This window comes from Moraxella sp. K1664 (assembly GCF_039693965.1).
GTDB lineage: Bacteria > Pseudomonadota > Gammaproteobacteria > Pseudomonadales > Moraxellaceae > Moraxella.
The window spans coordinates 507697-527058 of sequence record NZ_CP155576.1 but is presented as its reverse complement, the minus strand read 5'-3'; the positions used below and the strand labels follow the sequence as shown (position 1 = coordinate 527058).

Genomic DNA, 19362 nt, shown 5'->3' with positions numbered 1-19362 from the left:
ACAGCGAATGCTGATAAGCGGGAATAGCTCAGTTGGTAGAGCACAACCTTGCCAAGGTTGGGGTCGCGAGTTCGAATCTCGTTTCCCGCTCCAAATTTTAAAAAGTCCAAATCGAAAGGTTTGGGCTTTTTTGTTGGTTAAATTTGTATTGAAAATCTGTAAAACTACTTGATAAATGATGAAATTATCAACAAAACCAATGTATTTATTTTACATCCTTATAAATTATTTTTATCAATTTGTCTAAAAATTCATCATATTTGGGATAAAACCCACAAATTTTCCTGTAAAATTGGCATAATTTTACATTGACGGTGGTTTAAATTATAAAGAGTTGTGTTATAATTAGCAAGATATGGCAAATTCGTTTGAATGTTGTCATAAATTTGTCTGTGAAATTAAGACAATCCGAGCGAAAATTTCCATACCTAAATTCATAGGTTAATAAGAGGACATACCCATGGCCAAAGCCAAATTCGAACGTAACAAACCACACGTAAACGTTGGTACCATCGGTCACGTTGACCACGGTAAAACTACCCTAACTGCTGCGATTGCTACCGTTGCTGCTAAGCACCACGGTGGTGAAGCAAAAGACTACGCTGCCATTGACTCAGCTCCTGAAGAAAAAGCTCGTGGTATTACCATTAACACTTCTCACATCGAGTATGACACTGCAGCTCGCCACTATGCACACGTAGACTGCCCCGGTCACGCCGACTACGTTAAAAACATGATTACTGGTGCCGCTCAAATGGACGGTGCGATTCTAGTTGTTGCTGCCACAGATGGTCCTATGCCACAAACTCGTGAGCACATCCTTCTGTCTCGTCAGGTTGGTGTACCTTACATCATGGTATTCATGAATAAGTGCGACCTAGTAGACGACGAAGAGCTACTAGAACTAGTAGAAATGGAAGTACGTGAACTTCTATCTGACTATGACTTCCCAGGTGATGACACCCCAATCATCAAAGGTTCTGCTCTTCTAGGTCTAAACGGTGATGCTGGTCAATATGGCGAGCCTGCCATCCTAGAACTACTAGACACCCTAGACAGCTACATTCCTGAGCCTGAGCGTGACATCGATAAAGCATTCCTAATGCCAATCGAAGACGTATTCTCTATCTCTGGTCGTGGTACTGTGGTAACAGGTCGTGTTGAATCTGGTATCATCAAAGTTGGTGATGAAGTTGAAATCGTAGGTATCAAAGACACCGCCAAAACCACCTGTACTGGTGTTGAGATGTTCCGTAAGCTACTAGACGAAGGTCGTGCTGGCGAGAACTGTGGTGTTCTACTACGTGGTACCAAGCGTGAAGAAGTTCAACGTGGTCAAGTACTAGCCAAGCCAGGTTCAATCACCCCACACACCAACTTTGACGCTGAAGTATACGTACTGTCAAAAGAAGAAGGTGGTCGTCATACTCCATTCCTAAATGGCTATCGTCCACAATTCTACTTCCGTACCACTGACGTAACAGGTGCCATCACCCTACAAGAAGGTACTGAAATGGTTATGCCTGGCGACAACGTTGAGATGAGTGTTGAGCTTATCCACCCAATCGCCATGGACAAAGGTCTACGCTTCGCGATTCGTGAAGGTGGTCGCACCGTAGGTGCTGGTGTTGTTGCTAACGTTAAGAACTAATCTAACAAGATTGGCTTAACAGCAAACAAGACCAACCAAGTCAAACCAAACCCCCTGCCAGAGATGGTGGGGGGTTTGGGTTTTTGGGGTGGGGTTTGCAAAGGAAAAAAAAAGGGGGGGGGCGTTGCAAAACTACCACCAAAGCAGATGTCACAGCGACTGCCAAATCTGCTATAATACACGCCTTACCTAACGATTTGGGGTAGGACTTTTTGTGGCAATCTTTGTCATTGTAACATTAACCAGATACTAAGGAACAAATATGTGCGGTATCGTTGGGGCAATTCGTGCCCATGCCAATGTGGTGGATTTTTTAACAGACGGGCTAAAACGCCTAGAATATCGTGGCTATGACTCGTCAGGCATTGCGGTCTATAGTGAGAGCGAACAAAAGATTAAACGAGTTCGTCGTGTGGGGCGTGTCGCTCTCATGGAAGAGGCGGTCAGGCAAAAAGGGCTGACAGGTCATATCGGCATCGGACATACCCGCTGGGCAACACATGGCGGTGTTACCGAGCCAAACGCTCACCCGCACATCTCAGGCGGACTCATCTCGGTGGTGCATAACGGCATTATTGAGAATTTTGAAGCCGAACGTACTCGCCTAGAAGCATTGGGTTATGAATTTGAATCGCAAACCGACACCGAAGTCATCGCTCACAGCGTCCGCCACGAATACGAAAATAACGGCAAGGATTTGTACCGTGCAGTACAAACAGCGTGCAGTCGTTTTCATGGGGCATTTGCCATTGCTGTGATGTGCCATGATGACCCTGCTCACATGGTGGTGGCTCGCATGGGCTGTCCGCTCCTGGTGGCATTTGGCGATGAAGAAGTATTTATCGCATCCGATGTGTCGGCAGTCATTGCCTTTACCCGTAAAGTCACTTATTTAGAAGATGGCGATATTGCTTTGTTATCCGCTAACGGCATTGACATGCTCCTTGATAAAAATGGCGACAAAACCGAGCGTGCGGTAAAAACTTCCGAGCTGTCATTGGCAAGTTTGGAGCTGGGTGGGTATAGCCACTTTATGCAAAAAGAGATTTATGAACAGCCAAAAGCGGTGGCGGATACGGCAGAAATTTTCCTAGATGGCGGTTTTGTGTCAGAGAATTTTGGTGAGCATGCCCCAGAGATTTTCTCAAAAACTAAAAGCATAAAAATCCTAGCCTGTGGCACGTCTTATTATTCGGCACTCACGGGCAAATATTGGCTAGAATCCATCGCTCGTATTCGTACCGATGTAGAGATAGCTAGCGAATATCGCTACCGTGATGTCATCGCTGACCCTGATGAGCTTATCATCACGATTAGCCAGTCGGGCGAGACCCTAGACACGATGGAGGCGTTAAAGTACGCCCAATCCCAAGGGCATGAGTACAGCCTATCTATTTGTAATGTATTAGAATCTGCCTTGCCCCGAGCCAGTACGCTTGCCATCTATACCCGAGCAGGGGCAGAGATTGGCGTGGCGAGTACTAAGGCATTTACCACCCAGCTTGTGATTTTGTTTGGACTGGCAGTGACGCTTGCCAAACTTCGTGGGCATGTGTCTGATGATGAGTTGGTAGGCTATGCTGATGATTTACGTCAGTTGCCAGGGAGCATACAGCACGCCTTAAACTTAGAGCCACAGCTTGCCGTATGGGCAAAAGAGTTTGCCACCAAGCCATCTGCGTTATATCTGGGGCGTGGCATTCATTATCCGATTGCCCTAGAAGGGGCGTTAAAATTAAAAGAGCTGACCTATATCCATGCCGAGGCTTATCCTGCAGGCGAACTCAAACATGGTCCTTTGGCACTCGTTGATGAAAACATGCCCGTGGTGGTCATCGCCCCCAATGACAAACTGCTTGATAAGGTCAAAGCCAATATGCAAGAGGTTGGAGCTAGGGGTGGCGAGCTGTTTGTCTTATCCGACCTTGACAGCGACTTTACCGAAACAGACGGCGTACACGTCATTCGCACGCCACGCCATATCGGAGTGTTATCGCCCATTGTCCATACCATTGCCGTGCAACTGCTCTCCTATCATGTCGCCTTGGTGCGTGGTACGGACGTGGACAAACCCCGTAACCTTGCCAAGTCGGTGACAGTGGAATAACCCTTGATTTTTGTTTGGCTTTTTATTATAATGAGCCGTTTTATGTGTCCGTGTGGCTCGGACGTGGATTGAGTTTTTCAATCTGATGATGATATGATATGCGACCTTTGAGCCATGTAGAAAGGTATGAGCCTATGTCATTTATTGGAGTATTCCATGAGTAACAAACATCCCCTGGTTCAACAAATTGAACAATCACAGCTAAAAGACCACCCTTCATTCGCCCCTGGTGATACTGTTGTGGTTAAAGTTCGTGTCCAAGAAGGCGACAAAGAGCGTCTACAAGCCTTTGAAGGCGTGGTTATCGCTAAGCGTAACCGTGGTCTCAACTCATCTTTCACCGTACGTAAGATTTCAAGCGGTGTGGGTGTTGAGCGTGCATTCCAACTACACTCACCAATCATCGGTGGTATCGAAGTTAAGCGTCGTGGTGATGTTCGCCGTGCCAAACTTTACTACCTACGTGAGCGTTCTGGTAAGTCTGCCCGTATCAAAGAAAAATTGGGTGCCAAAAAAGACGCTTAATGTCTTATCTGATTTATCCAATAAAAACCCTGCTGACATGGCAGGGTTTTTTGTGGTTTGGCTTTATGCTCATTTGATTTTAAAATATGCCAATGGGCGTGCTGAATACATCCTTTGATGGCATTATTTTTATCACGCACAACAAAAAACACCCAACCGAAGTTGAGTGTTTTAAAATATGGTGGCGTGGGGCAGGATCGAACTGCCGACACACGGATTTTCAATCCGTTGCTCTCCCGACTGAGCTACCGCGCCATGTTTAGCTTTATTGGCTAAGTGGTGCGTATTATATATGATTTTAAAAACTTTGCAAGCACTTTTTGCATATTTTTTGAAAAATTTTTAAAAACCGATGATTTTTACCCAAAATCCTTGCATTTTGGGGTATGATAGCGTTTTTTGACGTGGGGGCGGACATGAGTAAATTGCACACCGATGATTTAAACAGCGTACAAGATTTTACCAAAAATCAGCTAATGGCAGATTTTGACCTATTATTTGACACTGCCAATCTGCCACACCCCTTGGGTGAAGCGTCTCGCTATGCCATTTCTAACGGTGGCAAACGGGTGCGTCCTTTGCTTGTATTGGCGACTTTTTTGGCAGTTGGGGGGCGTGTGGATATGCCTGCCTTTGGAGCGGTACGCCGTGCCATGCTTGCCATAGAGTGCGTGCATGGTTATTCGCTTGTGCATGATGACCTACCGTCTATGGACGATGATGAGCTACGCCGTGGCAAGCCGACTTGTCATGTGGTTTATGGCGAAGGGGCGGCGGTGCTGACAGGCGATGTATTGCAGTCGCTTGCCTTTGATGTGTTGGGCGGAGATTATGAGCTCGGGGCGGTTGGGGCTGATGTCGTGGCAAGGCTACTTGGCATACTTGCTCCCAACGCTCGGCGTATGGTGGCAGGGCAACAGGCGGATTTGAGCGGTGAGCAAAAACAGCTTAGCCAAGATGAGCTAGAAGCCATTCACAAGGACAAAACAGGGGCGTTGATAGAAGCTAGTGTGTTGATGGGAGCGGTGTGTGGCGGTGCGTCTGATGAGCGTATGGCAAGCCTTGGCGAGTATGCACGGCTCATCGGGCTTGCCTATCAGGTGCAAGACGATGTGCTAGATGTCGTGGCGGACACCCAAACGCTTGGCAAAATGGCAGGCAGTGATGAAAAACTGGACAAGTCCACCTATGTCAAACTGCTTGGCGTGGATAACGCCCGTGCCTATGCCGATGAACTCTTTGATAGGGCAAGGGAGCAGGTGGCGGATTTGGGCGATGATAATCTACTTTTGCAAATGGTGGATTGGCTACAAAAACGGGATTATTAAACAGAGTTTTGATGTTTGGAAAAATTTCAAATTTTTAGTTTTACGATTTGAATTAATAACCTTTTCAAGCCTACCCTACTAATTTCCCCATCGCCTTTGGTACGCCCAGCCCATCATACCCTTTTTGCCAAACAAAATCGGCATGAATGGCAGTTAGGGCGTGGTTGATGTTGTCATAAAGCATTTTATCAACATTGATATAGACCAATGACAAATGCCAATGAAAATGCGTGAGTGTGTGCTTGATGGTTTTGGGGTGATTGATGGTGATGTTTGGCAGATTATCCAAAACTTGACTTTCAGCAAGGCTAGGCTTATGGGCGTGGGCGTATTTATCATGCATGGTTTTGGCGTGATGTAAATCATGGGGCATATCGCCTTGTTTATCATTTATCATCAGCATGGGCAAGGCGTACAGTCCGTCCCAAATGCCTGTCCCTGTATCGCTTTGGCGTTTTATCCATAACAGTTTGTCATCATGCATCAGAGCGAACACGAGCGAATGGCGGTGGGGTTTGTCTGCCTTTTTGGCTTTGACAGGATAGGCGGTGGGATTGTCGTTCTTATGGGCGGTGCAGTCGTCTGATAATGGACAAGATATGCAAGCAGGGCGAGTGCGAGTGCAGACGATCGCCCCCAAATCCATCATCGCTTGGGCGAACTTACCGCTATCATCTGTGGGCGTGAGCGTGTCGGCAAGCTCCCACAGTACCTTGTCGGTGGCGGATTTGGTGATGTCGCCGTCTATGCCTGCCCAGCGTGTCAGCACCCGTTTGACGTTGCCATCGCATATCACGCCACGCCCACGCACGCCCATCGCCACTATCGCCCCTGCGGTGGAGCGTCCCACGCCACGCACGTTTTGCCATTCATCCACCGTCTGTGGGAAATGCCCATGCGTGGCGACATAATCCGCCACTTGCTTTGCCCCTTGATGTAGATTTCTTGCCCGAGCATAGTAGCCAAGCCCTGCCCATGGGTTTGCCACGTCATCCCAGTCGGCATTTGCCAAGTCTTGTACGGTGGGAAATGTATCCATAAACCGCCCAAAATAACCCAAAACGGTGGCGACTTGGGTTTGCTGTAACATAATCTCAGACAGCCAAACGGCATAAATGTCGGACGTGTCGGCATGATGATATTGCCAAGGCAAGTCATGACGACCGTGTGTGGCAAACCAAGTAAGCAGGCGTGGGGCAAAAGTGGCGTGGTTCATGAGCGGGAGATAAATGGACTGGAAAAATAAAAATAATAAAATAAGAAACAATAATGGGGGCGATGTGATGGATTTCTAGGTGGTATAAGCATGGTGGGGCATGTCCATGATGGTCTGGTAAGTCTTTTAACGCTCAAAAACAGGCGAGATAACACCCTTTGTCATCAAAAATCGGTTATAATGTCGTGTTTTGTCATTAGAGTTTGTCATGTATTTAGCCCCATTTTTCTCATCATGTCGTGCCAGTCAGCGACTGCTTGTGTTGCCGTTACTGCTGTTATGCTCCGCCAGTCATGCCAAGATAGCGGTGGCGTATGGCGAGCAGGGGACTTTTGTGGGGCAAAACAATCCAGTAAACGCCCAAAATCTCGCCAGTTGCCCTGAGCATTTTTATGCCAATACCGCCCCACAGTTGGTCGGCACCAAAGGGCAAAAACTGGCTCGTAAAAATTATGAGCTGTGCTTTGATGGCTTTGCCGTGTTGTATTCGGGCATCTCACGCACGCCCATCTACTCTGCCGAGTACTTGACTTGTGAACGCATCAATCAGGCACGTTCATTGGCTCGCAAAGACAGCTTTCACGAAGAGAGTCGCCTGCCCACAAACGTGCGAGCAACACTCAATGACTATCGCCGTTCGGGCTATGACAGGGGGCATTTATCACCCAATGGCGACATGGCGAACGTCTCACAGCAGTTTGACAGTTTTAGCCTTGCCAACATCGCCCCCCAAAACGGCACACACAACCGTGGACTGTGGCAGGAGATAGAGCGAGACACACGCAACTTGACCTTGAAATATGGCGAGCTGTATGTCGTGACAGGTGTGGTGTTCCAAGGTCGTCAAGTCGCCCAAATCGGCGATGGCGTACTGGTGCCGAGCCACTTTTTTAAGGCGGTCTATGTCCCTGGCATCAACCGTGCAGGCGTGTACTATACACCCAATGACGACTCGGGCAAGATTGAACATATTAGCCTTGCCGAGTTGTCCGAACGCACGGGCGTCAATGCCATGCCATCGCTGTCGCCACAGGTGCAGTCAGTGGCTTTTAATCTGCCTGCTGCGTCTGACCCAAAACAGCAGGCTGACACCGATGGTCAAGATGATGTCTGGATAAGACTGATTATGATGATTTTAGAATTTTTAATTGGTTTGTTAAAATAATCTAATAGGAGAGACGATGAATATCTTTGACAATGACAGCGAAGTCCTACAAATTGGGGCTTTGACCATAGAGAACGGCACGGACAGTGTCATCATCAGTGGTGATGTGGAAATTGCCAAAACGCAGGCGGGTAAGGCACAGGCACAGGCATTGCTTGACTTTGCACAGGCACTTTGCGGGGCGTTTGATGAGTTGGATAGCCAAGGTTTGCCTGCCACTGCTGATAAAGACCCGTCCAAAGTAGTGATGGTAAACAACCCTTTTGAGTAGACACGCCCTAGGCAGAAACATTTTTACCAAGCACTTACAAAAAGGCAAATGGCTTACAAAGTTAATGTTTGCAATTTAAAAAATCCTTGTTTATAATGGGTAAACAGTTGTCAGTACGAGTACTGACTGGCTTGAATTAATGAGATTTTTGTAAACAGGAGTAAGCCATGAAATTGAACAAACTACTTGCCATCGGTCTAGGTGTTGCAGTATCTGCCAGTGCATTTGCCAATGATGACGCCATTGTGGGCAACTGGAAAATGAGCGAAAAAGGCGAAGCCAAAGCCATCATCAAAATCAGCAAGTCAGGCAGTGGCTACCAAGCCGTGATGACCAAAGGCTTGACCGAAAAAGCCAAAAAGCGTGAAGGCACGACCGTCATCAGAGACATCAAAGCCCAAGGTGGTGGCAAATATGCAGGTAAAGGCAAACACCCAACCCTACCCATCTCAGGCACCGCCAACATCACGTTAAACGGAAATAACATCACCATCACAAGCCGTGCTGGCACTCAAACAGGTGTTAGACAATAACCAAAGGCTTAATGATTTAGTCAAACACACAAAACCCCACTTCGGTGGGGTTTTGTTTATAACGCATTCTCGTCCGTCTCGCCCGTGCGAATGCGAATGACTTGCTCTAATGGCGTAACAAAAATCTTGCCATCGCCAATCTTGCCCGTCCCTGCCACGCCAATGATGGCTTCAATAATCTCGTCCACCATCTCATCGGTGCAGGCGATTTCTAGCTTGACCTTTGGCAAAAAATCCACCACATATTCCGCCCCACGATACATCTCGGTATGCCCTTTTTGGCGACCAAAGCCCTTGACTTCGGTGATGGTAATGCCGTTCACACCAATGTCCGACAAGGCTTCACGGACATCGTCCAGTTTAAAGGGTTTGATAATGGCGGTAACAAGTTTCATAAAAATCCTTATTGGCAAGTAGCTTTTGTCATTATATGACAATTTTGGCAAAAATCCAACAACACCCACGCCAATTCTGATAGAATAATGATTATTTAGCATTTAAAAAAGGCACATTCATGGCAAATTATACAGTCATCGGCTTGGGCGGTTCTGGGCTGTCTGCGGTTCAATTTTTGGTAAATCAAGGGCATACGGTTGCCGTAACAGACGGTAATTTTCCCCCGTTGGCGGACAAATTGCCAAGCGGTGTGGCGACTTATTTTGGCGGTATTCATGCCGATGTTTTGCTCGCTTCGGACAAAGTCGTCATCAGCCCTGGTATCGACCCCACCACGCCCGCCATAGCCCAAGCCATAGAGCAGGGCGTGAGCGTGGTGAGCGATGTACAAGTGTTCGTTGAAAATCTAAAAAAGCGAGATGCGGACAACGGCACGCACACGCCCATCATTGCCATTACAGGTTCCAACGCCAAATCCACCGTAACCACGCTGGTCGGACTTATGGCACAAAAGTCAGGCAAAACGGTGGGCGTGGGCGGTAACATCGGCACGCCTGCTCTTGATTTATTAAACATTGACGGCATGGACATGGTGGTGCTTGAATTTTCGAGCTTTCAACTTGAAATGATGGGCGGGCTTGGGGCGGACGTGGCGACCATTTTGAATTTATCTGCCGACCACCTAGACCGTCATGGCGACATGGCAGGGTATCTTGCCCAAAAATTACGCATTTTTGATAACGCCAAAAATGCCGTGGTGTGGCTGGACGATAAGGAGCTTGCTCGCACTTGTATCGCTCATTTGCCCAAACACGCCCAGATGATAAGTACGTCAGGGGGGATTGGCGAAGGCTTTTCGGCGGACTTTTGTCTAAAAGGCGAGCGTGATGACAATGGCGAAAATGGCGAAAGTATTTGGCTGTGTCATAATGGCGACAAGCTCATCTCATCTGATGAAATTTTGATTAAGGGTAAACACAACCTGCTAAATGCCCTATCCGCCTTAGCCTTGGGCAGTGCGGTGGGGCTTGACATGAGTGCCATGCTTGACGTGCTACGGACATTTAAGGGCTTGCCACACCGCTGTGAATATGTGGCGGACGTGAATGGCAAGGTGTATTTTAACGACTCAAAAGGCACGAATATTGGGGCGACACTCTCCGCCATTGACGGGCTTGGGGCGGTGTATGGCGAGCACTCGCTTGCCTTGATTTTGGGCGGTCAGGGCAAGGGGCAGGATTTTGCCGAGCTTGCCCCTTTTGCCGAGCAGTTTGCCCATAGCATTTATCTTATCGGACAAGATGCGGGCTTGATAGAAAAAACGTTGGCAAACAGCCCTGATTTGGCAAGCAAAATGACACAGGCAGGTACGCTTGACAAAGCGGTGGAGCTTGCCAGTCAAAGCTCCGCCAAAGTCGTGCTATTGTCGCCTGCGTGTGCAAGCCTAGACCAATTTAAGAGCTATAATGAGCGTGGCGAGCGGTTTGTGGCATGTGTCAAAGCGTTGGCGTGATTGGGTTTTTATAAATTTACTTTAATCTTGGCTGATATCAAGTGAGAATACACCTGCCAATTTGATGTTTGTTGCAGGCTTTATAGTGCGTGCGGTTCCCGTCATGGTTCGACAGGCTCACCACGAACGGAAACCGTCACACTTTTTCATTTTGTAGAGTGTATAAGGCGTGCTCAGCACGCCCCTACGCCAGACATTATTTGAATTTGTGGTATATTTTTTACCTTATAATTTAGGGCGTGTTGAACCTTTATAACACTATTTACAATATAGAAATATTTTAGAAATGAAGTAATGTTTTTGCATGAAAAATGGCTAAATCTGGTTTTCCATCGTCAAAAACTTGTCTGATAGAATGACTATCAGCCTGCGTTTTTTCCTTGAAAAACGGGCGATTTCCCCTATTTTTCATTGCAAATACAAAAGTTCAACACGCCCTAGGCAATATCAAACCTTATTCAAAACCCTACCCAAACCCTACGCAACTTTTGCCCAAGCCTTTCTGATTTCCCCAAATTTTTGCCAAATAATCAAGCATTTAGCAGGGATTTGGTTTATAATATAGCCCCAAATTTTCCCAAGCATTGCCCTGTCATGAGTTTTTTTAACATTTCCAAGACGATAGCCACATCGCCTTATGTACCGTCTGCTCGGACGGTGTTGATGACGAGCCTGTTTTTGTTGCTGTCCATGAGTCTTTTGATGATGGCGTCAGCGTCGGTGCCGTTTGCGATGACCAAAGGTTTGTCGCCCATGACTTTTTTTTATTCACAAGCGACTTATATTGCCATCGGTTTGGTGGTGAGTATGATTGTCTATCGCTTGCCACTCAAATGGTATTTTGAGATTGGGCTACTGGTGCTGGCATGGCTTGCGGCACTACTGCTGTTGATAGTGACGTTGGCAACGGGGACGGTCATTAATGGTTCACAGCGGTGGCTTGACTTTGGGGTATTCAATTTCCAGACGTCCGAATTTGTCAAACTGCTGATGGTACTTATCATTGCTGACTATGTGGTCAGACGGTCGGCAGAAGTGCGGGGCAGCCTGATTGCAGGGTGGCGACTGACGGTGTGGTATTTGCCGATGATTGCCCTGATTTTGTGGCAACCTGACTATGGTTCGGTGGCGGTGATTATCGCCACGGCGAGTATTATTTTGTTTGTCAGCGGGGTGCCATTGCCGCATTATGTGGCGTTGGTGTCGGCGGTGTTCGTGCCAGCTTTGGTCTATGGACTGCTGTCATCGGATTATCGTAAAGAGCGACTCATGTCGTTTTGGGATCCGTTTGATGACGTGCAGGACACCGATTATCAGCTGTCTCGCAGTCTGATAGCCTTTGGACGGGGTGAGTTTGATGGGGTGGGTTATGGCAACAGTGTGCAAAAACTATCGCACCTGCCCGAAGCCCATACCGACTTTATCCTAGCCATCACAGGCGAAGAGTTGGGTTTTTTGGGGGTGGCGTTTGTGTTACTGCTTGAAGTGCTGATTGTGGCGACGATTATGAGAATCAGCCATACCGCCCTAAAACGTCGCCAACTGCGTCTTAGCTACATGGTATTTGGCTTTGGCGTGGTGATTTTTGGGCAAGTGCTGATTAATGCAGGCATGAACATGGGGCTTATGCCAACCAAGGGCTTGACCTTGCCATTTTATAGCTTTGGCGGTTCGTCCATGCTGATGGCACTTATCATGATTGCCATGATTTTAAAGGCGGACAAAGAAAGCGAGCGAATTTATCTGGAAAATAAAAACAGAGAGTATTAAAAGGGTTGGGGTGTTTAAACCGCCCCCAATGTTGCCCCTTGTAACACGCCATTATCCCAATGCCTAACCGCCCACATGAGTATCGTGTCGGGCGTCTCTTTTTGTAGCTCTGTTGGCGGATTTTGCCCAAGCAAGGTTAAAGCAGTAAAGAGTAAATCACTCACTTTATCAGGCGTGGTGGTATCTATCGGGGTGGCAAGGTTTTGTTTGGAGAGTTTTTGCCCGTCAGCATTGACAAGCAGGGGCAGATGATAAAAATAGTGAGGGGTGGGCAGTCGGCGCGCTTTGGCGATAAAAAGCTGGGCGACTGTCATCGGCATAATGTCAAGCCCCCGCATGACGTGCGTTATCCCTTGCAAGCCGTCATCAATGGTGCAGGCGAGTATGTAGTTTATCATGCCATTTTGGCGTTTGACAACCACATCGCCGAGACTTTTGGCAGGATTGTCCCATATCACGCCTTGTATGCCGTCAAAAAAAGCAGTCAGCACGTCAGGCAGGCATAGGCGGATTTTGTTGTCGGTTAAATTTTTGTGTAGGCAAAGACGGGGATAAATCGGAGCAAGGTGTAAATCTTTGATATTAACGTCATAAAAGCTCAACGCAGGTATGGATAGGGCGGACAAGTCCTTGCGAGAGCAGGTACAATGATAAGTGATATTTGACAAGTAACTTAAATACTCATCATAAATATCCGTCCGTTTGGACTGAAATAGGATTTCGCCGTCCGAGTGTAGTCCTAAATTATCCAAATCAGTCAAGATAGACGTGGCATAATCAGGCTTGCACCGCTCAAAATCCACGTCTTCAATCCGCACAAGCCACTGTCCGCCCAATGATTTGATATGACAATAGCTTGCCAAAGCAGTACACAGCGACCCCAAATGCAACGCCCCAGTCGGGGACGGGGCAAAGCGACCGATAATGGGGCGTGGGTTCATGGCAGGCTTAGTGTCCGTGATTTTGCTTTTCTTTCATCTCGGACATGGTTTTGCAGTCAATGCATTGCGTGGCGGTGGGGCGGGCTTCTAGGCGTTTTAGCCCAATCTCCGTGCCACACGTCTCACAAAACCCATAATCGCCTGTATCAATCTCGGCAAGTGATTTATCAATCTTACGCACCAGTTTACGCTCACGGTCTCGGGTGCGTAGAGCTAGGGCAAACTCTTCTTCTTGGGTGGCACGGTCATTGATGTCCGCCATTGCCCCTGTCTCTTCGTTAATGTAGTCTTTGGTGCGTTCGGCTTCGGCAAGCAGTTCGGTTTTCCAGTTTACCAAAATCGCACGAAAATGCTCCAACTGAGCGTCCGACATATATTCTTCGTCTTTGGCAGGGGTGTAGGGGGTGAAAGTGGCGTTTGCCATGCGTTTATCCTTTAAAAACGGTCAATTTGACCAAGCATGAAAAAATTAACACTCAAAAAATTGCGTCCTAAATGGGGATATGTTTGGATTTTTCAAGTAATTCCATAAAAAAATTAAGGACTAGCCTTATTTTTAAAACCCGCTATTATCCAGCCTTTTGACCCATGTGTCTAGCGTACGATTGTTATGTAATTGTAGCAAACGAAAACCGCTCGCCACATCATCAATACCAAAATCATCTCGGTACGGGGCAAATTGGCGAGACGTGGCAGGGCAGGTATAGAGCGTTCCGCCGTTTTGTTGCAAGATATGTGCCTGATGAACGTGTCCACAGAGAACATGGGGGCGGTTGGCGGTATCGATGGCATGAGCGTTCAATATTGCCCAAAACTCATCGCCATTTTTTAAAATATGCTCATCTATCCATGCCGAGCCGACAGGGGTGGGGTGGTGGTGCAGGGCGATAAGGGTGGGCATGGCGTGGGCTAGATGAGTCTTTAAAAAGGTAAGTTTGTCATCATCAAGTCGCCCATAGATATGACCGCCTACGGCAGAATTGACCGCCAAGAGTTGCCAAGTAGCGTGGGGTAGCTCTATGACAAGGCGGTGGGTGTCAATGAGTCTGTTATCTTTGGCAATGGGGGCAAATGTGCGTTTATCAAAAGGCAAATCATGCCCTATCTCATGCGTTACGTCATGATTGCCCGCCAAGCACAGATAGGGAATGTGTGTTTTATCCAGTATAGCAAACAGCCAATCATAAAGGGGTAAATTGCCGTCATTAACCAAATCGCCTGTGAGTAACAATAAATTGGGCTTAAAGGTTAAGGCAAAGTCCAACACTTTTAAAAATTTATCGGTATTAGTAGGGGCGTGCGTGGATAGATGTAAATCGCTGATTTGAGCGATGATAAAATCAGACGGGGCGGATAGGTGGGTGGGGTAGGTCATGGGGCAATGGGTTTAAAAATATGGTTAAATGTAAATGAGTGGGGCAGATTGCCATTTGTTCAAATATTATTTTGTTCAAATTCATAGGGAAAATGTGAGTTATCCCTACAATGCCTTTTAAAAATATGATAAATAAAGAATGTCAAACAGATTTCAATTTTAATTAAAAAGGGTAATTTCACCAATTTACCAATTTACCAATTTACGACTTACCCAACACCCTCCCCACGCCAAACACCGCAAAAAACCCAATCGCCAACGTCATGACAATGGCAAGACCTGTTTGCACGTCAAGCCACACACTTCCCCACACGCCTGTGGTTACGGCGATTTGGGCGATTATCATGGCAAAGATGACCATTTGTGTGGGCGAATGGGCAAGCAGACGAGCGATAAGAGCAGGTAGGATAAGTAGCCCTGTGATGAGCAAACTGCCGACCGCTTGAATGGCAACGGCACAAAACCCCGCCAGAAGTCCCATAAAAAAGAGCTGTTCGGTCTTAGGATTGATGCCTGCGATAGACGCTAGGGCTTCTGATGTGGCAAGTTTGACCTGTTTTTGCCAAATCCACGCCAAAAAGGCAAGCCCTGCCCCAACCATGACCGTCAAACGGGGCAAATCGCCCCAATCCATGTCAAGTAAGCTACCAAACAAAAAGCCTAGCACGTTGGCTTGTTGCTGAGTAAGCTGGGTAAGCGTTAAAAGCCCCAAACACAACAGCGACACGGCAAGCACCGACAGCGTGGCATCGCTCGGCAGTCGTTTGTCTTGCAAAAACATGAGCGTGATGACCACGCCTATGCTAACCACGCCCACGCCCATGTCGGCAGGGACAGACAGCCACGCCCCAATCGCCACGCCAAGCAATGCCCCATGAGCGAGCGTATCGGCAAAAAACGCCATACGTCGCCACAGCACCAAACAGCCAAGCGGGGCGGACAGTAGGGCGAGCAGTGAGCCTGCAAGCCAAGCAGGGGCGATAATCGGTAGCCAATCGTTCATAGTTAGTGAGTATGCTGACAGTGGTCGTGATGATGAATGTAGGGGGTTTGGTGGGTGTTGTGGTATTGCCCAAATAACGCAACAAATTCAGGCAGATGAGCGATGTCGGACGGCACACCTTGACAGCAGATGTGTTTGTTTAGGCAGACGACACGCCGAGTGCCTTTCATGACCCAGTGCAAATCGTGCGACACAATGAGCATGGCACACGCCAAAAATGGGGGCATGCTGTCTATAAAATCATAAAGTAACTCTTCGCTATCGGGGTCTAGCCCTTGCATGGGTTCGTCTAAGATGAGCAGGTCGGGTCTATCAAGCAACGCCCTTGCCATAAGGACACGCTGAGTCTCGCCCCCTGATAGGTGGTGTATTTGGCGGTCAAGTAGGGGGGCAAGCGATAGCTTTTGTAGGACAAAATCACGCTCATCAGGCGTTAGGCGTTTGGTATTTGCTTGGGCGAGCAAATCTTTAACACGGAGCGGTAAAATGCTCGGCACGCTAAACTTTTGGGGGACGTAACTTATCACGCTGTTGTGCTTGATGATGTCGCCTGACGTGGGTTTGTTTAAGCCCAAAATGAGCTTGACCAGCGTGGACTTGCCCGCTCCGTTTGGGCCGATAAGACTGACCATTTCGCCTTTGGATAAGCTAAGCGATATGTCCGTTAAAATCTTGTTTTGACCGACATGAAAGCTGACCTTGTCTAAGCGAAATAGCTCGTCTGTATTGGCGACTGTATTAGCGACAGGCACGACACACGCCTTTTAGTTCAATGACTGTGCGTTCTATGTCAAACCCTGCATCATCTTTGGCAAAATTGACAATGGCGTCCACAGGCACGTTAGAGCATTCTTCAACGCTTTGGCATTGTTGGCAAATTAAAAAGGCGGCGGCGTGCTGAGAGCGTGGGTGGCAACATGGCACATAAGCATTCATGGAGCTTAACTGATGAATCAGCCCTTCGGCAAGCAAAAATTCTAGCGAACGGTAAATGGTCGGTGGGGCGATATTCTTGTTTTTTGCCCCTGATGAGTGGCGAGCAGACTGCAAGGCACTGATAAGGTCATACGCCCCAAGTGGCTTGTCCGCTTCCAAAATCAGCCCGTACACTTCTTCACGCAAGGGCGTAAAACGCACGCCACGAGCTTCACAGTGGGCTTTGGCATCAAGCATACGCTGTTTGGGGTCGTGGTGTTCGTGGACGTTATGGTGGTGGTCGCATTGGCAGGCGTGGTCGGTCATGATAGGCTCTTTTGGTTGTTCAAAATTATAAAAATTACATTTAAAATATACGTTATTTTACCATAAAAATAATTAGGTGATTTTAAAATGACTAATGAATGCCATTGATATAACATATCATCAAACGGGCGATGTTTGCGTTGGTAATTTTTAAGAAAAATACTTGTTTAATCTTAATTTAGATACATTATAACAAAAACCCATGATGTATGATATAATCTTACAAGACATTACCGCAAATTTATGCAAGTTTTGTACCATTTTTTATATTTTCCCAAATAAATTTATTTAATTTAAAAGGTTGCCATGTTATTTTCTAAATTCTCCCTTACCAGACTAAGCCTATTTGCCTTGCCCGCTCTACTGTCTGCGACCGCCCATGCAGGCACGGTTACGGTGAGTAATTATCCATTGTTGTTATTGTCCAATGCAGTAACACAGGGAGCAGAACCCGCCCAAATGCTACTATCGGCAGGCGATGTCGGTCATCACGGCAGTCTGTCGCCAAGCAAGGTAAAACTGGTGGGCGATAGCACCTATGTGGTGTGGTTTGGGCATGAACTGGAACAAAATCTCGTTAAGACCTTAGACAACGCCCCGAACGCCATTTCGCTATTTAAGATGAAGGCGTTTTATCGCTTGCCCATGCGACAGCTTGACGGCACGCCCCGAGCAGATACGTTTGACCCGCACATTTGGCTAGACCCAGAGAATGCCAAAGCTATTGTGCGAGCGTTGGCGGTGGTGCATTCGCACGCCAACCCTGAGCATAAGGGATTGTACGCCAATAACGTCAAGGCGTTCCATCAAGCCATGGATAAGGCGGTGGCACAGGTATCAAAAGACCGCAAGCGGGCGTATTGGGCGTATCATGATTCGTTTGCCTACCTTGAACGCTCGGCAAATCTACATTTTGCAGGGGCATTGACCCCCGACCATCATCTCTCCCCCAAAGCCAGCCAATTTCGCATTTTAAATAATAACCGTCCATCGCCTTATATGTGCCTACTGTCGCAAGGGGCGATTTCGGACGGCATTAAAAACAAACTTGGCAATGTCGGCACGCTTATCAAGCAAGAAGACATGTCAGACGGCACCGATTTTGTGGACGTATGGCAGGCGACCGTCAATGAGATTTATGCGTGTATCGACCAAAAGTAAATTGGCGGATAGGGCGTATATAAAGGCGATGTGATGAGCATTGCCTTTTTTGTCTATCAAACCTGCTATACCTAAGAAACTTTAAAATTACTACAAGCATAATAATGTTTGGATGTAGGGGCGTGCTGAGCACGCCTATAAAAATGACAATATTAAAGGATGTGCGGAGCCAGTCCCTACAAACCCGTGGCAAATATTCAGTTCGTTAGGCATACAACCAAAGTTGTATTTTATTTTCTTAAAACCGATAAAGCCAACAAAAGCCCCATGCTACATTTATCATAAAAATAAATGATATTATCACTTTTTACTGATGAAAAAATGCCGATAAAATCTTGTAAGTTTTTTAAAAACTTTTTATAATACAGAACCTTACGATTTTTCACTTTGTTTTTGAGAGCATCATGAGCAAGCCTGCCCAGCGTCATCAGCAAGCCCGTGTGTATCGCTTGCAGTTTCGCCAAGCATGGGCGGTATTGATACTCATCGGTGTGGGCTTTATTCTTGAAACATTGGGCGTTGCTCACGCCACCAAAAGCATGGCATCGGGCGGACTGCTTAGCTACATCGCCCAGTGTGCGTTTACACTCATTGCCTACCGCACGACAGGCGCGAGAGCAGGGCGTGTTATCATGCTCAACATGTATCTGGGGCAGATGATAAAATGGTTCATCACGCTGATAGGTTTTGCCCTGATTTTTATGTTGGCGAAGCCGATTGGGGCGTTTTTGGTGATTTTGAGTTATTTTGCTCTACAAGTTGTGCATGTTATGGTAATGTGGCGTATTTAGATTATCAATTAATTTTTAAAAATAGTTAGATTTTTTAAATTTAATGCTCATTTTTTTGCCAAAAATTGAAAAAATTCTGTAAGAAAACTCATATTTACCCTTTACAAGAACTACCAAAGTAGGGTATTATACTTCGGATTGCTTAGGGCGTGTTGAACATTGATAACATTTTATACAATGTGATAAAGTTTAATGACTTCAACCAATTTTTGCATGAAAAATGGCTAAATCTTGTTTTTCTTCGTCAAAAGCTCGTTTGATAGAACGACTATCAAACTTCACTTTTTCCTTGAAAAACGTGCGATTTTTCTCATTTTTCATTGCAAATACCAACGGTCAACACACCCTACAAACATTTCGATAAAAATTTCATA

At 46.9% G+C, this 19362-nt stretch carries 21 protein-coding genes and 2 tRNA genes; 12 read left to right on the top strand and 11 right to left on the bottom strand.

The window, feature by feature from the left end; translation table 11 throughout:
• Positions 1-17 precede the first annotated feature (17 nt).
• The 4 genes from AAHK14_RS02835 to rplS all read left to right on the top strand — a co-directional run bounded on the left by AAHK14_RS02835 (position 18) and on the right by rplS (position 4283).
• Positions 18-93, top strand: a tRNA-Gly gene (locus tag AAHK14_RS02835).
• Positions 94-460: 367 nt separating this feature from the next.
• Positions 461-1651, top strand: a complete 1191-nt coding sequence (tuf, locus tag AAHK14_RS02830; protein ID WP_194092777.1) for an elongation factor Tu — start codon at positions 461-463, stop codon at positions 1649-1651.
• A 262-nt stretch (positions 1652-1913) separates the two neighbouring features.
• Positions 1914-3758 (top strand): glutamine--fructose-6-phosphate transaminase (isomerizing), encoded by a 1845-nt coding sequence (gene glmS, locus AAHK14_RS02825; protein ID WP_065255052.1) that lies wholly within the window; start codon positions 1914-1916, stop codon positions 3756-3758.
• Between the two features lie 156 nt (positions 3759-3914).
• Entirely contained in the window at positions 3915-4283 is a 369-nt protein-coding gene (rplS, locus tag AAHK14_RS02820) for a 50S ribosomal protein L19 (protein ID WP_062501004.1), read from the top strand.
• Here the strand turns inward: rplS and AAHK14_RS02815 are convergent.
• On the bottom strand, positions 4280-4495 hold the full coding sequence (locus AAHK14_RS02815; RefSeq protein WP_172823641.1) for a hypothetical protein: 216 nt from the start codon (positions 4493-4495) through the stop codon (positions 4280-4282). The genes rplS and AAHK14_RS02815 overlap by 4 nt on opposite strands.
• A tRNA-Phe gene (locus tag AAHK14_RS02810) sits at positions 4463-4538 on the bottom strand. The genes AAHK14_RS02815 and AAHK14_RS02810 overlap by 33 nt, the downstream gene beginning before the upstream one ends.
• A 131-nt stretch (positions 4539-4669) precedes the next feature.
• On the opposite strand from AAHK14_RS02810, the gene AAHK14_RS02805 reads away from it, so the two are divergent.
• A complete protein-coding gene (locus tag AAHK14_RS02805; RefSeq protein WP_156064969.1) occupies positions 4670-5611 on the top strand; it encodes a polyprenyl synthetase family protein in 942 nt (313 codons plus the stop codon).
• Positions 5612-5681: 70 nt separating this feature from the next.
• Here AAHK14_RS02805 and mutY read toward each other — a convergent pair whose 3' ends face one another.
• Complete coding sequence (mutY, locus tag AAHK14_RS02800; protein ID WP_065255051.1) at positions 5682-6827, bottom strand: A/G-specific adenine glycosylase; 1146 nt, start codon at positions 6825-6827, stop codon at positions 5682-5684.
• Between the two features lie 208 nt (positions 6828-7035).
• Here mutY and AAHK14_RS02795 point away from each other — a divergent pair, with 208 nt between their 5' ends.
• From AAHK14_RS02795 to AAHK14_RS02785, 3 genes are all read left to right on the top strand, one after another.
• On the top strand, positions 7036-7992 hold the full coding sequence (locus AAHK14_RS02795) for a DNA/RNA non-specific endonuclease (protein ID WP_065255050.1): 957 nt from the start codon (positions 7036-7038) through the stop codon (positions 7990-7992).
• A 16-nt stretch (positions 7993-8008) separates the two neighbouring features.
• The gene (locus AAHK14_RS02790) at positions 8009-8263 is read left to right on the top strand and encodes a hypothetical protein (protein ID WP_065255049.1); all 255 of its coding nucleotides are present in this window, start codon (positions 8009-8011) and stop codon (positions 8261-8263) included.
• Between the two features lie 167 nt (positions 8264-8430).
• Positions 8431-8796 (top strand): hypothetical protein, encoded by a 366-nt coding sequence (locus AAHK14_RS02785; protein WP_065255048.1) that lies wholly within the window; start codon positions 8431-8433, stop codon positions 8794-8796.
• A gap of 56 nt (positions 8797-8852) precedes the next feature.
• On the opposite strand, the gene glnK is transcribed toward AAHK14_RS02785, so the two are convergent.
• Complete coding sequence (gene glnK / locus AAHK14_RS02780) at positions 8853-9191, bottom strand: P-II family nitrogen regulator (protein ID WP_065255047.1); 339 nt, start codon at positions 9189-9191, stop codon at positions 8853-8855.
• A gap of 119 nt (positions 9192-9310) precedes the next feature.
• On the opposite strand from glnK, the gene murD reads away from it, so the two are divergent.
• Both murD and AAHK14_RS02770 read left to right on the top strand, forming a co-directional pair.
• Positions 9311-10705 (top strand): UDP-N-acetylmuramoyl-L-alanine--D-glutamate ligase, encoded by a 1395-nt coding sequence (murD, locus tag AAHK14_RS02775; RefSeq protein WP_065255046.1) that lies wholly within the window; start codon positions 9311-9313, stop codon positions 10703-10705.
• 594 nt (positions 10706-11299) lie between these two features.
• A complete protein-coding gene (locus tag AAHK14_RS02770) occupies positions 11300-12475 on the top strand; it encodes a putative peptidoglycan glycosyltransferase FtsW (protein ID WP_065255045.1) in 1176 nt (391 codons plus the stop codon).
• Between the two features lie 14 nt (positions 12476-12489).
• Here AAHK14_RS02770 and gluQRS read toward each other — a convergent pair whose 3' ends face one another.
• The 6 genes from gluQRS to AAHK14_RS02740 form a co-directional block, all read right to left on the bottom strand.
• Positions 12490-13416, bottom strand: a complete 927-nt coding sequence (gene gluQRS, locus AAHK14_RS02765) for a tRNA glutamyl-Q(34) synthetase GluQRS (RefSeq protein WP_065255044.1) — start codon at positions 13414-13416, stop codon at positions 12490-12492.
• A 7-nt stretch (positions 13417-13423) separates the two neighbouring features.
• Positions 13424-13840 carry an RNA polymerase-binding protein DksA gene (dksA, locus tag AAHK14_RS02760; protein ID WP_065255043.1) on the bottom strand — a complete coding sequence of 139 codons (417 nt, stop codon included), beginning with the start codon at positions 13838-13840 and terminating at the stop codon, positions 13424-13426.
• A 132-nt stretch (positions 13841-13972) separates the two neighbouring features.
• Positions 13973-14791: a metallophosphoesterase gene (locus AAHK14_RS02755; RefSeq protein WP_194092621.1), complete on the bottom strand. Its 819-nt coding sequence runs from the start codon at positions 14789-14791 to the stop codon at positions 13973-13975.
• Between the two features lie 202 nt (positions 14792-14993).
• Positions 14994-15794 carry a metal ABC transporter permease gene (locus tag AAHK14_RS02750; protein WP_065255041.1) on the bottom strand — a complete coding sequence of 267 codons (801 nt, stop codon included), beginning with the start codon at positions 15792-15794 and terminating at the stop codon, positions 14994-14996.
• Between the two features lie 2 nt (positions 15795-15796).
• Positions 15797-16546: a metal ABC transporter ATP-binding protein gene (locus AAHK14_RS02745; RefSeq protein ID WP_065255040.1), complete on the bottom strand. Its 750-nt coding sequence runs from the start codon at positions 16544-16546 to the stop codon at positions 15797-15799.
• Positions 16533-17036 (bottom strand): Fur family transcriptional regulator, encoded by a 504-nt coding sequence (locus AAHK14_RS02740; RefSeq protein ID WP_065255039.1) that lies wholly within the window; start codon positions 17034-17036, stop codon positions 16533-16535. Before AAHK14_RS02740 ends, AAHK14_RS02745 begins: the two co-directional genes overlap by 14 nt.
• Positions 17037-17342: 306 nt before the next feature.
• Between AAHK14_RS02740 and AAHK14_RS02735 the strand changes: the two genes are divergently transcribed.
• Together AAHK14_RS02735 and AAHK14_RS02730 are read left to right on the top strand one after the other, a co-directional pair.
• Positions 17343-18197, top strand: coding sequence for a metal ABC transporter substrate-binding protein (locus AAHK14_RS02735; RefSeq protein WP_065255038.1), 855 nt, complete (start codon positions 17343-17345; stop codon positions 18195-18197).
• A gap of 404 nt (positions 18198-18601) precedes the next feature.
• Positions 18602-18988, top strand: a complete 387-nt coding sequence (locus tag AAHK14_RS02730; RefSeq protein ID WP_065255036.1) for an ATP synthase subunit I — start codon at positions 18602-18604, stop codon at positions 18986-18988.
• 198 nt (positions 18989-19186) lie between these two features.
• On the opposite strand, the gene AAHK14_RS02725 is transcribed toward AAHK14_RS02730, so the two are convergent.
• Positions 19187-19309: a hypothetical protein gene (locus AAHK14_RS02725; RefSeq protein WP_255518626.1), complete on the bottom strand. Its 123-nt coding sequence runs from the start codon at positions 19307-19309 to the stop codon at positions 19187-19189.
• Between the last annotated feature and the right edge of the window lie 53 nt (positions 19310-19362).

Excerpts from the sequence above, each read along its gene's own strand:
- tuf (WP_194092777.1), top strand. The coding sequence starts at position 461 with ATGGCCAAAGCCAAATTCGAACGTAACAAACCACACGTAAACGTTGGT.
- glmS (WP_065255052.1), top strand. The coding sequence starts at position 1,914 with ATGTGCGGTATCGTTGGGGCAATTCGTGCCCATGCCAATGTGGTGGAT.
- rplS (WP_062501004.1), top strand. The coding sequence starts at position 3,915 with ATGAGTAACAAACATCCCCTGGTTCAACAAATTGAACAATCACAGCTA.
- AAHK14_RS02805 (WP_156064969.1), top strand. The coding sequence starts at position 4,670 with ATGATAGCGTTTTTTGACGTGGGGGCGGACATGAGTAAATTGCACACC.
- mutY (WP_065255051.1), bottom strand. The coding sequence starts at position 6,827 with ATGAACCACGCCACTTTTGCCCCACGCCTGCTTACTTGGTTTGCCACA.
- AAHK14_RS02795 (WP_065255050.1), top strand. The coding sequence starts at position 7,036 with ATGTATTTAGCCCCATTTTTCTCATCATGTCGTGCCAGTCAGCGACTG.
- AAHK14_RS02790 (WP_065255049.1), top strand. The coding sequence starts at position 8,009 with ATGAATATCTTTGACAATGACAGCGAAGTCCTACAAATTGGGGCTTTG.
- AAHK14_RS02785 (WP_065255048.1), top strand. The coding sequence starts at position 8,431 with ATGAAATTGAACAAACTACTTGCCATCGGTCTAGGTGTTGCAGTATCT.
- glnK (WP_065255047.1), bottom strand. The coding sequence starts at position 9,191 with ATGAAACTTGTTACCGCCATTATCAAACCCTTTAAACTGGACGATGTC.
- murD (WP_065255046.1), top strand. The coding sequence starts at position 9,311 with ATGGCAAATTATACAGTCATCGGCTTGGGCGGTTCTGGGCTGTCTGCG.
- AAHK14_RS02770 (WP_065255045.1), top strand. The coding sequence starts at position 11,300 with ATGAGTTTTTTTAACATTTCCAAGACGATAGCCACATCGCCTTATGTA.
- gluQRS (WP_065255044.1), bottom strand. The coding sequence starts at position 13,416 with ATGAACCCACGCCCCATTATCGGTCGCTTTGCCCCGTCCCCGACTGGG.
- dksA (WP_065255043.1), bottom strand. The coding sequence starts at position 13,840 with ATGGCAAACGCCACTTTCACCCCCTACACCCCTGCCAAAGACGAAGAA.
- AAHK14_RS02755 (WP_194092621.1), bottom strand. The coding sequence starts at position 14,791 with ATGACCTACCCCACCCACCTATCCGCCCCGTCTGATTTTATCATCGCT.
- AAHK14_RS02750 (WP_065255041.1), bottom strand. The coding sequence starts at position 15,794 with ATGAACGATTGGCTACCGATTATCGCCCCTGCTTGGCTTGCAGGCTCA.
- AAHK14_RS02740 (WP_065255039.1), bottom strand. The coding sequence starts at position 17,036 with ATGACCGACCACGCCTGCCAATGCGACCACCACCATAACGTCCACGAA.
- AAHK14_RS02735 (WP_065255038.1), top strand. The coding sequence starts at position 17,343 with ATGTTATTTTCTAAATTCTCCCTTACCAGACTAAGCCTATTTGCCTTG.
- AAHK14_RS02730 (WP_065255036.1), top strand. The coding sequence starts at position 18,602 with ATGAGCAAGCCTGCCCAGCGTCATCAGCAAGCCCGTGTGTATCGCTTG.
- AAHK14_RS02725 (WP_255518626.1), bottom strand. The coding sequence starts at position 19,309 with ATGAAAAATGAGAAAAATCGCACGTTTTTCAAGGAAAAAGTGAAGTTT.